7 protein-coding genes are annotated in these 14,698 nt (G+C 46.8%); all 7 read right to left on the reverse strand.

Going from position 1 to position 14,698, the window contains the following annotated elements:
- Window positions 1–57: 57 nt before the first annotated feature.
- The 7 genes from EYQ95_RS04175 to EYQ95_RS04205 all read right to left on the reverse strand — a co-directional run bounded on the left by EYQ95_RS04175 (window position 58) and on the right by EYQ95_RS04205 (window position 14,660).
- The gene (locus tag EYQ95_RS04175; RefSeq protein ID WP_111913963.1) at window positions 58–648 is read right to left on the reverse strand and encodes an outer membrane beta-barrel protein; all 591 of its coding nucleotides are present in this window, start codon (window positions 646–648) and stop codon (window positions 58–60) included.
- The gene (locus EYQ95_RS04180) at window positions 645–9,848 is read right to left on the reverse strand and encodes a tandem-95 repeat protein (RefSeq protein ID WP_111913962.1); all 9,204 of its coding nucleotides are present in this window, start codon (window positions 9,846–9,848) and stop codon (window positions 645–647) included. Before EYQ95_RS04180 ends, EYQ95_RS04175 begins: the two co-directional genes overlap by 4 nt.
- Window positions 9,849–10,124: 276 nt before the next feature.
- A complete protein-coding gene (gene glnS / locus EYQ95_RS04185; RefSeq protein ID WP_111913961.1) occupies window positions 10,125–11,795 on the reverse strand; it encodes a glutamine--tRNA ligase in 1,671 nt (556 codons plus the stop codon).
- Between the two features lie 70 nt (window positions 11,796–11,865).
- Entirely contained in the window at window positions 11,866–12,795 is a 930-nt protein-coding gene (locus EYQ95_RS04190) for a biotin-dependent carboxyltransferase family protein (RefSeq protein WP_111913960.1), read from the reverse strand.
- Window positions 12,792–13,493, reverse strand: coding sequence for a 5-oxoprolinase subunit PxpB (pxpB, locus tag EYQ95_RS04195; RefSeq protein ID WP_165831909.1), 702 nt, complete (start codon window positions 13,491–13,493; stop codon window positions 12,792–12,794). Before pxpB ends, EYQ95_RS04190 begins: the two co-directional genes overlap by 4 nt.
- 8 nt (window positions 13,494–13,501) lie before the next feature.
- On the reverse strand, window positions 13,502–14,266 hold the full coding sequence (locus EYQ95_RS04200) for a 5-oxoprolinase subunit PxpA (RefSeq protein WP_111913958.1): 765 nt from the start codon (window positions 14,264–14,266) through the stop codon (window positions 13,502–13,504).
- 4 nt (window positions 14,267–14,270) lie between these two features.
- Window positions 14,271–14,660 (reverse strand): hypothetical protein, encoded by a 390-nt coding sequence (locus EYQ95_RS04205; protein WP_111913957.1) that lies wholly within the window; start codon window positions 14,658–14,660, stop codon window positions 14,271–14,273.
- Window positions 14,661–14,698: the final 38 nt, after the last annotated feature.

Consider the following 14,698-nt stretch of genomic DNA (forward strand, 5'->3'; position numbering starts at 1 on the left):
ACTCAGCCATCAAAGAACGATCTAGGGGACAAGTTTCAACTTGTCCCCTTTTTTATATCAGTTCCCAAAATAACGAGTTATACCCAAGCTAATGCTATTCACATGGGTTTGCATTTGATAATGACGCACACCCACATGAATATCCCAATGTTCACTAATCGCATAGCGCGCTTTAAAACCACCATAAAGATCAAAGTCATTTAAGGTTGTGCGCTGAGTTGTTTGACCTATCATCTGGCTTTCAATATCTGCGTGCCAACGGAATAGTCCAAACTCTGTAGTAAATTGCCAAGTTTCGTCAGTAAGCAAGGCATATTCAGCGCCAACCGTATAACCTTCAGCCAACACAGGCGCGACCGAAGCGACCTGCTGGTGATAGGCACTAGGATTCAGCGTATCTGTCCATAAAACCGCATAACCCTCACCTTGGTTAACATAACCCAAAGTTAAAGTTGCTCGGTCGTCAATGGCATAACCCATCTGTATGTTAAAACCGGTATCGCGGTCTTGAACACGCAGCGTGTCGACTGAGTACTGCTGCATTGCTGTGTTGTATTGTCCAATATTAGCTTCAACATGAACTTGTGCATGACCACTGTAACTTAACCCTAAGCTCGCAAGCGCAAGCGACGTTATCCATGTTTTCATCGTACACTCCTTTGCTTCATCCCCTTTGAACGGTTTGCTTGATAGAGCCGGCTATATATGCGCCAGCTCACCACGAACAATAACCACACAGACATTAGCCAAGCCGCACCGCCGCTTCGATTTGTCACCGTAACGGTTTCATACGCACTTACTGATACAGCAAGCTCGGCTTCAGCTGTTGCACCGAACGTGTCTTCCACGCTGTAGGTAACTCGGTCTGTGCCGTCAAAGCCCGCTTGTGGAGTATAAGCTATCTGATTATTCATGATACGCACTGTACCGTACTGCGCGCTTACGGCGTTCAACGTTAAGCTGTCATCGTCCGCATCAGTATCGTTAGCCACCACATCTACGGTTAAGCTTGTACGATCATCGGTTTGTGCCGTATCGTCCACCGCTACCGGCGCGCGGTTTGGCAACACGTTAATAATTAACACTCCAATGTCTGTGCCTTGATATCCGTCTTCGATAGCATATTGCACACGCGCTTGCCCTGAGAAGTAAGTCGGTGGCGTATACCTTACTGTGCTATCGTCAACAATACTGACCTGCCCCATATTCGCCGACACACTTGTTAATACCAAGGTATCTGAATCAGCATCCGTGTCATTGGCAACCACGTTTACTTCAATCGGCTGTTGCCACAATGTCTCGGCTGCGTCATCAACAGCAACAGGTAATGCATTGTCTTGGATGGAAACAGCAACACCACCAGGATCGGTAATCGCAGCATTTACACTACCATCCCCATCATTAGGGCCACCGTCCTCTAACTTAAGCTGAACACAATGATGTCCTGCATTTAACCCCGTTTGCCACTCTGGCGCCCCAGGTGCTGGACATACTCCTGGTTGTCCTTGCGCGCTATATAGGGCATTGCGACTATCTTCCGCAAAATCTATCCATTGGCCATTCACAAACTTCCGGTAACGCGCATCGGTTGGAATAGGTCTGAACTGCGGCAACACCACCAGCACAGACTGCCCTGGCGTTGCTAAACCACGCAACACAAAGTCATACATTCCACCTATGTTACGAGCATCGAGATCTTCACCGACCATGCTCAACACCTCATTGGCGGTCATCATCGTGCCGCCTGACACGCTTAACATGGACATACCACCTCGACTAATACATACATCTGCCGAGGTTTGAACAAAGAAACGTCCGTTATCAAGACCCTGTTGCGCAGGAATAAAGGAACATTGAGGCACATTATCCAAGTAGTCCGGAATACCATTGCCATTAGTATCGCCATGACCCTCATCAATGTCGCTAATAAGGTCGCCGTCACTATCGCCATCACCGAGATTCGGCAGCGTTGGTTTTACTTCAATGTGCAATTCAGCTTCGTTTGAGAGCATAGGAACACCATCATCAGAGACGGTAGCGCTAACCGTATACACTCCCGGCTCAACATTTGCGGGATTAAACACAAACTCATTCGCCTGTCCCGGCTCTTGCTGTAAATTCGATGCCCACTGCAGTGATAGCACGTCATAAGGATTGGTATCGCTGTACTGAGCGCGTATGGTCACATTGCCATCGGTTTGGCTCACTACCCTACGAGACTCGCCTTGTTGTTCAGCAGTCAGGCTAACCGTAGGCGCAACATTAACTTCACTCAAGGTTACGGTGTGCGAAGCGTTTGCACCTAAGTTTAAGCTCTCATCAAGCGTAACCACTACTGTTTCATCTCCTTCAGCCACGTAATCTTGGTAGCTAGTGAAGGTAATCAGTCCCTCAGTACCATTGGCTAGGGTTAACGTTCCGCTCTCTAGATCATGGTCTTCGCCAAATGTTGCCGTACCACTTACTTTATAAGGAACAGAAAGCGCATATTGAGGAGCTCGACCACTCAACATTACGCGTATCGTTACTTGATTACCTTCAGCTACCACTTGGTTTTGAGCTAATGAAACCTGTGGATGAATACGCACCGTCTGGCTTGCCGTCACCGTATTACCTTGATAGTCGGTTGCTTGCCACAACACAGAGTGTGAACCTGAAGGCAACTCGCTAGGCTGATTCGGGTCAGCTAACGAGACTGCTAGTGGATTACCCGCAGCGTCTTCAGCCGAGAATGCACCGAAGTCTACTGGCGTTAACATGCCTGTGGCATTTATATCGATATCATCAGGTGGTGTTAGACTAGGCATTGCCCCACCACCGCTACTACTTTCTAACGTCAATACAGCGGTTGCATTGTCTGACAATCCACCGCCGTCTTGAACTGTGTATTGCATCGAAACTACATTGTGCCCGCCTACGCTTGGTGCTTGATACACCAGCATATTATTCTCAACAGTCACCGAGCCCACACTACCACTGCGCATTTTAGCTTGCTCGATATTCAGTGAATCGTTGTCGGGGTCCGTATCATTAAACAGCACATCGAGTACATAACGCCCACTGCTCTCAACCTCTCGAAGGAAGTTATCGTCAACAGCAACTGGAGCGTCATTCACATTTGTCACGGTAATCGAGAAAGCAGGTAAAGCCGTGCTCGCCTCTCCATCTGACACTTGAATGACTATCGACTCAGTGACCGTACCCACAAACTCTGACGAAGGCGTACCACTAAGAAGTCCCGTCTGCGCATCAAACATTGCCCACGGCGGCATGTTTTCGATACTGAACGTCAAAGTATCACCGTCTAAGTCTGATGCTGTGGGTATAAACTGATATGTATTACGCTCTGCAACACTCGTAGCCGGTTGCCCACTAATCTGCGGCGCATCATTCGTGTTGCTCACCGTTAAGGTAAAGCTTTGCGTGTCACGCGCATTTACAATGTCGCTCGCAGTCAGTTCAACCGTATGCGTACCCACATCATCTTGGCTTGGCGTGCCACTCAGTACACCAGAACTTGCGTCAAAGCTTAACCACGCAGGTAGGCTTGTTGCTGCAAGCGTAACGCTGTCGTTCGCATCAATATCTGTAGCAACTAAGGTATAGCTATATAGGCTACCCTCTGCTGCGCTCGTCAATGGTGTCGAAGTGATCACTGGCGCATCGTTAACATTGACGACCTGTATCGTAAACTCAGGAAGAGATACATTTTCAGTACCATCGGACACGGTCAACGTTATCGGCCCGTGCATTCCTACATGATCATTATTCGGCGTACCTGAAAGTTCACCGCTTTGGGTATCTAGTGACAACCATACCGGCGCACCTAGCACCGAGAAGCTCAACATGTCTCCGTCGGCATCTGTCGCACTTGGAGTAAATTGATAAAGGATATCTTCACTCACCTGCGTTGGAGGTAAACCCGCTATGCTCGGTGCGTCGTTCACTGCTTCTACAGTTAAGGTAAGTGTTGCAGTATTCGACACACCACCTTCGTCGTCTGCCACTTGATAAGTTAGCGTATCAACACCATGGAAACTGGCGTTCGGGTTATAAACAATACGCCCATTCAATACTGCAGCGTTGCCTTGCAGCGGTGCGGTTAGAATAGTTAACGTTGTGCTATCAAGCTGACCGTCCACATCGTAGTCGTTTCCTAAAACGTTCACGGTATGACTATGGTCTTCTAGAAGCTGCGCCACATCATCCACCGCTACAGGTGCATCGTTCACGCTATTTACCGTTACACTGACTAACGCAGGTACAGATGTTGACCCTTCGTTGTCTTGCACTTGATAGGTGAAGCTGTCACTGCCATTAAAGTCAGCATTCGGCGTGTAAGTAATGCGTCCATCAGGTTCTACAAGTGCACCACCCGACTGCGGTAAGTCAACAAGGCTAACGGAAGTTACAACAAGTGAGCCGTCAATGTCGCTATCATTTGCAAGCACCTCGATAGACACAGCATTGTCTTCGTCGGTACTCACCGCATCGTTGTTCGCTACCGGAGCATCATTTGCACCCGTTACGTTAACTGTTACGGTACCGGTGTTCGACACTGCACCGCCTGCATCACTAATGGTGTAGGTAAAGCTATCCGTTCCAACAAAGTCGGCACTTGGTGTGTATTCAATTTGCGCTCCCGTGACCTGGGTAGAACCGTTGCTAGGAGCAGAAACAACGGTTAATGAATCCACATCTAAGCTGTCTCCAACATCCACATCGGTATCGTTGGCAAGTACAGAAATCAGTACCATAGTGTCTTCTGGCGTTACCACTGCATCATTTACTGCCACTGGCGCATCATTCACTGCATTCACAGTAATAGACACTACAGCCTCGTTCGACATCTCACCTTCAATATCCTCTACGGTATAACTGAAGGTATCTACACCATTAAAATTAGCATTCGGAGTGTAGGTAATAGCACCACTTGCCGTACTTACACTCACTTGGCCATCGGTTGATGCAGACTGAATAGTTACTGAGGCGGGGTTAATGGCACTGTCCACATCACCATCATTGTCAAGCACACGGACAACTGCTGCATTATCTTCATTTGTGCTAACAGCGTCAGCTACCGCTACAGGTGCATCATTAATAGGAGACACAGTTACATTGACAGTAATGGTGTCCGTGTCGGTACCATCCGAAACTTGCACCACAAAACTATCGTTTCCTGCAAAATCGGCGTTTGGCGTGTACTGCACATCTTTACTATTACCAGCACCCGATACAGTAGCAACACCATCATTCGCAGGGCTCGCAAGTGACCAAGTTAAGCTGTCATTGTTAGCATCTGTGGCATTTAGGGTTAAGGCAAACGCCGTTGGCTCTCCGTCCTCACTCATGGTGACTGAAGTGGAGTCACCCTCGGTAATCACAGGAGGCTCTTGATAAAGCTTCTCAATAGTAGCTTGCTGCGTTGCACTTTGGTTGTTCGCACTGTCAGTTAAATATACCGAAAGCGTTAATGTACCCTCATTTAAGCCACTCAAGTCATTTAAGGTTACAAGCTCTGATGTGCTGGTAACATTACCGGTACCGTTAACATCAGTCGTACCATCACTCACCGAATATGTGTAGGTAGAGCCAGTCTCCGCGCCAGTAAATGCAAAACTTGAACTGCCTTCATTGTCGGCATTAATTACACTTTGCTGCCAAGCAACGGTAAACCCAGCAGGAGCAACCGTATCCACGGTATGGGTAGCGCCTGACGTAAACCCACCAACTATGGCGTTTCCGCTTACGTCCTCTAGGTTATGGCTAGCCGACAAATCAAGTCGTAGCGTCCCTTCTCCACTAATATTCTCAACAGTCACTGTTTTACTACTTGCGGCAGCCGAGGTAACGCTTATTGTTGCTGTCACCCCTCCAGTTGCGCTCAACGAAAAGTCGCTAGCACTGAAGCTGCCTACACTTTCACTAAAGTTTACATTGAATTGCACGGAGTCCTCGTTAGCTGCTGGGGAGCCAACAAGGCTAACGGAGTTCACCGTTGGAATTGCATCGGAATTTAGCGAAATTGAATCTACAGCTGGTAAGTCTGGTGTACTGCCACTTGGGTCGTCGGCAGTTAACGTAAAGCTCTCCTGATCAGAAGTACCGGTATAAATTAAATTATTAAAAACTGCCACACCCGAAATTGCAGTCGCTACATTGTTGGTCAAAGTTCCAGCACTGCTCTCGGTTAGGGTAATCACATGGCCATAGTTAATATCTGTATTACCAAACGCGTCTTGCGCGGTTATCACAGGCTGTGTAGTTAAAGGAGAGCCCGACACAGAGCCTCCAGGCTGCGTGGTAAAGACCAGTTCTATTGCGAAAACCTCAGCAAAAAAGCCTGTGCCATCGTCTATCGCGGTGGTTGCTCCCATTCCCGTGCCGCTAGACAGTGTGGTGACATCGGTACTACCGTCAATCGACAAGGTAAACGTGCTTCGGTCGGAAATATTACTCGGGTTGTCTACCGTTGCATAAACGGTATAGGTTTCGCTCGTTCCATTTCCAATTGAAATCGTCAAGCCCGAGAACGTCACGGTATTCGTTCCTGCATCGTATGTGCCCAAAACATCCGTGGCATCAGGACCAGAAAGCTGCCACTTAATTTGTGAGCGCTCAGCGTCACTACTGGTTCCAGCAACGTGTACTGTAATATCACTCACCGCCATTGGAACACCGTCCGATGTTGCGCCATCACTCAATACAAAGTCGAAAACATCGAAAGCCAAACCAAGATTATCCACGAATAATGGCTTGGTCACTCCAGTTGGAATAGTACCTGCCACAAGGTTGCCGTCGGCATCTGTAAATGTTTGAAAAGAGGTGACACCACCATACGCAGTGCCCACAGAACTGATAGCATAGGCTTGATAATAATAACGAGTACCTGCTGTTAAACCAGTGACCCCCTCGCTAAAAATACCCGTACCCGTGCCATTCACAACTTGAGTAACATCTGCTTCACCAAGTTGTGGAGTATTGTCGACGCTAGAGTAAACAAAGCCACGCTCAGTAACGCTTGCGCCACCATCGTCGGTAATATTGCCGTTTAGCGTGGCGGAATTTACGGTAATATCTGAGCCGACTGAACTAAACAGAGATGGAGCATCTGCATTTGCCGGCGAGAGCATAATGTCGTCAATTTCAAAACGAAATATATTCATTGAGAAACTTATGCGAAAGCCGTAAATGTTCTTAGGGGGAGTGTCAAAGTCATTCGCATCTAAAGTGTAAAGTACTTGCCCCTGCGTAGTAAACGTAGCAGTAGCTGCAGTCTGTTGCGCGTTATCAAGTGCTTCTATCGTGACCGTTCCAGCATTTCCTTGGTAAGCAAACTGAAAAGAACTTAATTGAAATGAAGAGCCATCATGTGCCGAGAAATCAATCTCCCCTAGAGCAAGGAGTTCATAAATTACCAACCCACTATCTCCGGGCCCAGTAACACCGGCTGATGTGGAATTAGCATTTTCATAATCAATCCAAATATCTCTGAAACTTGTATCGTCGGTTACCGTAACATCCAAACCAGAACGGGTCACTTGCGCCGAGCCATCAGCGAATAGATTTTCCACATGAACTGGGCTTCTATCAATAACTATTTGCGAACTACCCGTACCAAAGGTAATCAATTGTTCGGTAAGTGGCGGTGTAAGCGCATCTAACAGCTCAATATCATCAACTTGAACAACATCTGCCGCGCTGGCAAAAGATATCTGAAAACCGTAAATATGGGTTGGCGAGTCGTCAAAGTCACTGCCGTTAACAGTATGAAGTGTGTGGGTTGCCGCGCTATCGATAATCGCCGTTTCCAACACGCTGTCGTCGCTGTCTAACGTAGTTATTGTTACGTCGGTAGCAACCCCGCTAAATGCGAATTGAAAGGAACTTAACTGGAATGGCGCTCCCGTGCTAGACCGGTAAGTAACAGAGTTCACCGCAGGAAAACAGCTGCTGGATAGCGTCATGGCACTGTCGCCCGTACCTGCAATACCCGAACCAACAGCGTCATTAACGCTGTTCAGTACGTTTACGTCGTTCGCCGAGCTATCGACACTCAGGTCAAGCCCAGAACGCACACTAGCACCGTCCGCAATAAAATTAACCACGCTAGGGTCTCCACCCGACGCTAGCTGTTGATTATACGTACCAAAATTAATGGTTTGACCTACCAACGGTGGGGTTAACGGTTCGTGTAGCAAAATATCGTCGATTTGAAAATAAGCTATAAAGTCAGAGAAAGATATTTGAAAACCATAAATATTCTCTGCATTGAAGATACTACCTTGTACTGTATGAATGGTTTCTACAGCAGCTAAACTTAAAGTAGTTGAGGCTATTGCGTTCCGGTTTTGATCCAGCGATGTAACAGTAATATCCTGCAAGGTACCACTATAAGCAAATTGAAAGGAATCAAGCTTAAATGGCGAGCCGTCGTTAGAGGCAAAAGCAATGCTGCTATCTACAAAACTCTGGATTCGTAGCTGCAGAGCAGCATCAGTGGCGTTAGCAATACCTGAGTTCGTAAAACTATTATTGTCTATAGAAACATCAACGAAAGCGGCGGCGCTAACTGCTAGATCTAATCCGGAGCGCACTGACTGAGTTGCTCCATCTGCAAAAAAATCCTGTACAGCAGGGTTTACTCCATTGGCGAGAGAACCCTGCTGCGCTTCACCAAAAGTCATAGGCTGCCCTTTCAGCGGTGTGGTCAACGGCTCAAGTAACTGTATATCGTCTATTTGGAAATGCACCACTATGCCAGAGATCGATATTTGAAAGCCATACAAATTGCCCGAATGAAAATTGCTGCCACTCACTGTGTAAAGTGTATCGCCAGCGGCTGAACTTATGGTGGTTGAGCCTATTGCGTTATGGTTCTGGTCAAGTGCGGTAATGGTAATGTCCTGCGCGCCCCCGTTAAACGCAAATTGAAACGAGTCAAGTCTAAAAGGAGAGCCATCGTTTGAAGTAAATACAATGCTTTCAGGAGTGCCAGAGAAAGAAAGTAGGCTCAGAGCTGCATCTGTAGCACTAGCAATGCCTGAATTAGTAGAATCCGAATTTTCATAGGATAAATTGAGAACGTTACCATCTACAGTCACTGCGACATCTAACCCAGAACGTACTGACTGCCCAGCACCATCCGCAAAAAAGTTTGTTACATTGATATTAGAACCAGCTTCAATCAAGAGCTGATCATCGCCAAAAGTAATAGGTTGCCCTGTCAGCGGTGGTGTTAGTACAGCGGTATAACCATTTGGCGCTGCTGCATTTAAAGCAGCAACTTCTTGGCTTGCGTGGGTATAAAACTCTAAGTCCCAGTTTCCTCCTAAAGCACTCGCTCCTGTTAAGTCGGTGGACGCTGCTACGTTAGCTGAGGTTGCATTTCGTAGTTGTGAAACAAACGATTCACCCGCTTCGCCCTCTGCTAAGTCGCAGGCATAAAGTAGTAAGTCACCGTTGTCGTTTAAGCTATTTTCAATACTTGTTGTTAAATGTTGGTGTTGCGCTAAGTTGCCAACATTAAGCTGTGATCCGGCTAAATTTAATTGACCTGAAGCACCGTGAGAAAATATGTGAACGGCATCAACATGCTGATATTGGCTTATTTTACGGGCTAAAGATGTCGTAGTGTCTGACGGGGTTAAATATATAAAGGAAGTGTTCGAAGAAAAAGCAGCAGCAAGTATTTCAGGGTCTTGCACGTCATGGTCAATAATAACCAGCTCAGTAGGTGAACGCTCCACGCTTTGAGAAGCCGTTACTTGTTCCGTTCCAAAAGCCATTCCAACTACAACCCAAAACCCTACTACTAAGGCTCTAGCACCTAATCCTTTGATGTCCATGTTTTCTTCCCAACGTATTGCGTTATATTTTTGTGTTCGTTTTTTATTAACATCCCGAGTTACAACAGGCAGAACTTTAGCATAATTTTTAACCACTGAAGGTTAAATAATTGTTGCGTTAATAATGGATGAGTATATTTATATGCACTCTTAGAGTGAATATTCGTGGGGTTGTTACATTCACTGCTAACTTAGAGAAGGGAATTCCGAGCCATAAAAAAAGCCAGAAAACACTGCTTTCTGGCTTTTCCTTGAACGATAGGAATATTATTTAAACTAGCTTTGGCCTTCTATTTTTGCCCAGCTGTCTCGCAAGCCCACGGTACGGTTAAACACAACGTGTTCATCAGTAGACGACTTGTCTTTGCAAAAATAACCAACACGCTCGAACTGATAGCCAATACCTGCTTGAGCTTCTTTCATTGAAGGTTCAACAAAACCATTTACCACCACCAACGACTCGGGATTTAAGCTCTCGTTAAAGTCGTCTTCCGCTGCCGGATCGGGTACCTGAAACAGTCTGTCATACAAACGAACCTCAGCAGGCACAGCGTGCTCTTGCGAAAGCCAATGAATAACGCCTTTCACCTTACGTCCGTCTGCCGGATCTTTACCCAATGTTTCCGGGTCGTACGTGCAGTAAATCGTGGTTACGTTGCCTTCGTCGTCTGTTTCAACACGCTCAGCCTTAATAACGTAAGCATTACGCAAGCGAACTTCTTTACCTAGCACGAGGCGCTTAAATTTCTTATTCGCCGACTCACGGAAGTCTTCCTGTTCAATATACAACGTACGCGAGAAAGGAACTTTGCGCGATCCCATAGACTCGTCATTAGGATGGTTAGGTGCGTCTAGCCACTCAGTTTCACCTTCATCGTAGTTTTCAATCACCACTTTAACTGGGTCTAGGACAGCCATAGCGCGAGCTGCATTCTGGTTCAAATCATCACGAATACACGACTCTAGAACACCCATCTCTACGCGGTTGTCCATTTTCGTAACACCAATTCGGTGCGCAAATTCGCGAATTGAAGCTGGCGTATAACCACGTCTTCTTAGGCCTGCAATGGTTGGCATTCTTGGGTCATCCCAACCTTCCACATGACCTTCTGTAACTAACGAGTTCAGCTTACGCTTACTCATTACCGTGTACTCAAGATTCAGTCGAGAAAACTCGATTTGCTGTGGATGGCAAGCAATTGAAATGTTGTCGAGAACCCAGTCATACAAACGGCGATTATCTTGGAATTCCAATGTACATAACGAGTGGGTAATACCTTCTAGCGCATCCGAAATACAGTGCGTGAAGTCGTACATGGGGTAAACACACCATTTGTCACCTGTTTGGTGATGGTGAACGTGGCGAATACGATAAATAATTGGGTCGCGCATCACCATAAAAGGTGAAGCCATATCTATTTTTGCACGTAAAGAACACTCGCCTTCTTTATATTCACCCGCTGTCATACGAGTGAACGCGGCTAAGTTCTCTTCTACTGAGGTGTCGCGATATGGGCTATTTGTGCCTGGAGTTTTCAACGTACCGCGCATTTCTCTAATTTCGTCTTGATTAGAGAAATCGACATACGCTAAACCTTTTTCAATAAGCTCCACGGCAAAACCGTGCAACGCATCAAAATAGTTTGAAGAATAACGCTCTTCGCCATTCCATTCGTACCCTAACCAACGAACATCGTCTTTAATCGCGCTTACATATTCTTGGCTTTCTTTTAGCGGATTGGTGTCGTCGAATCTTAGGTTACATGAACCTTTGTAATCTTCTGCGATACCAAAGTTGAGAACGATAGATTTTGCATGACCAATATGAAGATAGCCATTCGGCTCAGGCGGAAAGCGAGTATGAATTTCTCGGTGTTTGCCCGTTTCTAGGTCCTGGTCAATGATTTTTCTAATAAAATTAGTTGGACGTGTGGCGTTCTCGGCCATTCAAAGGTTCTCCACTTAAACTGCTGTACTTGCCAAAATAGCCCAATATGATCGCAATAAATGGCGCTGCTTACAAGCCGAAAAACCGTAAGTATCGCCGCATTTGTTGTTGCGCCTCAGTTAAACCAATAGGTCTAAACCGAATGACACTCCCCGGCGCTCTTTGCGCTAGCTCGAAGCCCGACAGCGGTAATATAGAACCTAGCTTAGGATACCCTCCAAGGGTTTGCCGTTGCTGCAGCAAAATAATAGGCTGTCCGTCACCCGGAACTTGAATAGCACCATAGCATACAGCTTCTGAAAGCAGGTTCATTTCTGGCGGTTTAACCGCTTTGCCCTTAAGGCGAGCTCCCATGCTGTCGCTATCCGGAGTTATTTCATATTCAGAGTCCCAAAAGGTTTGCCAAGACTCTTTAGCAAACAGCTGCTGCTGGTAACCCGGGATAACGTGCACGGTTAAGTCTTCATTAAAGTCTGGTAAATAGCGCTCGGGTATTTGCCTTGCAACACGTTCCTTTTGTAGGTGGATACAGGGCAAGAAATCATGATGCTGCAAACGTTCACCGTCGCCATGAATGCCTCCCATTCCGTCTCGAAGTACTGTGGCACAGCTTCCTAGCACTGTATTTACTTGAAAACCGCCAGAAACGGCTAAATAAGCCCTAAAACCATGGCGTGGATACCCAAACTTCAATCGATCACCCTGCCTTACCCAGAAGCTACGCCAAGGTATTTGGGGATGCCCGTTCAATGTAAGGTTCAAGTCACCACCGGTGACCGCCACCATGGTTTGTGTCTGTACTTCAAGCTCCAAACCACCAGCGGTAATTTCTAATACGGCGGCAGTAGGATCGTTCTCTAGTAGTCTGTTCGCCCAATTCGCGGATAATCCGTCGGCTGCACCACCCGGCGTTACACCTAAATGCTGGTAGCCATTTCTGCCCAAGTCTTGGGTGGTCGCGTGAATACCAGGTTTAATTACGAGCATTCCTGTATTCATGACTGCCCCCCTAGCTCAAGCGCTTTAAAGTCTTGCTCTGAAACCGCATAAAACTTTACGGTGTCACCAGCTTCAACGGGCGTCATTGGATCACTCTCAAGGTCAAACCAAGATTGGTGCGCTCTACCAATAATGTTCCAACCACCGGGTCCGGCGACCGGGTAAACAGCTGTTTGTATGCCCGCAATCCCCAAACTTCCAGCCACCACTTTTTTGCGCGGAGAAGCCAAGCGCGGTGTTTCTAGTTCTTTTGGCAACCCAGATAGATAAGCAAAACCGGGGGCGAACCCTAAAGCTGAAACGGTATAGTTACAGTCCGCGTGGCGGCTAATCACTTCTTCTGGAGTTAGCTTTGCCTGTTTTGCAACGCGCTCTAAGTCTGGTCCATATTGCCCGCCATAACACACAGGCACTTCTATGGTTTTGCCGTTATGCGCAGTATCTTTAAATGTTGTTGACGCAACAATTTGTTCTACCGCAAGCTCTAGGTCATATAAGCGAATAAGCCGAGGTTCGTAATACACCAACAGTGTGGTGTAGGCAGGAACAACCTCTTTCACCACACTTTCTAATTCATTCAAAATAGCGTGGCGCAATTGCACTAAGTGTTGAGTAAGCTCTAACGATTCTACCTCACCACAGCGCACGAGCACTGCGTCAACGCCGGCTACTTGAAATGTAAGCTTTAGGTTTTTCACAACGCTTCCTAACCGTCTAAATGGTGTTGATGAAGTAATGTTCGAATAGCTTCGGTAGTTTTCACCGCTTCTGGGTTATCGCCATGCACACATAGCGTTACCGCTGGAATTTCTATGCGCTCGCCACAAAGAGAACGCACGGCACCGTGTTCTGCAATCATTTCTGCTTGCGCAAGAATACACGCTCTTTCATGGAACACACTATCTGGCTCGGACCGCGACACTAGAAAGCCTTTCGCATCATAAGCTCTGTCTGCAAACGCTTCTGGCCATAAAGTAATACCATACTGAGTCGCTTTTTCTTGGTGTCTACTCAGGTCGCCAAGTGCCAACACCACCAAAGGCAAGTCAGTATTAAACTTAGCAACTGCTTCTAATACCGCCTCAAAAATTGTGTCGTTTTGCATCATGTCGTTATAAAGCGCGCCATGTGGCTTCACGTATGCCAGCTGCGCGCCTTCAGCTACGCATATAGCATGTAAGGCACCTATCTGATAAAGCACAGCTGCGGAAATTTCATGGCTAGACATCGCCAAAGAACGGCGTCCAAAACCTTCTTTATCTGGGTAAGCCGGATGCGCACCTATCTTTACTTGGTGGGTATGCGCCAGACGAACCGTTTCACGCATAGTTACAGGGTCGGAAGCATGAAAGCCTGTAGCAATATTGGCGCAATCGATAAAGGGCATAATATCTTTGTCCATGCCCATCTTCCACGCCCCGAAGCTTTCTCCTAAATCAGCATTTAACAACAGTGGTTGTTTTTGCGTCATGCTCCTATTTACCCTCTTTCGATTTCTGTGAAAATTTAAGCTGCATCACCATGAGTAAATATAGCCCCAGCCCGAAACTAAATAACCACATGGTTGGCCAAGCGAATACCCATTCCCGGTGTTCAAAATAAATAACAACACAGCCCACTGCGCCAAAGGTCATTAGTGCTGTCGAAATCCATGTCATCCATGTCGCAAACTTTTGCACCACATCTACTTTCATTAATCCCAGCACAGCACCTAGGATAATACCCCATGCAGCTGGCATAAAAGCCTTATGCCAGTTGAGCTCTGTGGAAACGATAAACCGCCACAAATCTTGCTGCTCAGACAATAAAAAAATCAGCCCTAAGGGAGCGGTAACTAATGCGATAGCGCGTTGTATTTGATTCATAATTCATTCCGAAGCTAAACTTAACTAGCAGCATGACA

The sequence above is a fragment of the Lysobacter sp. N42 genome, assembly GCF_004344885.1.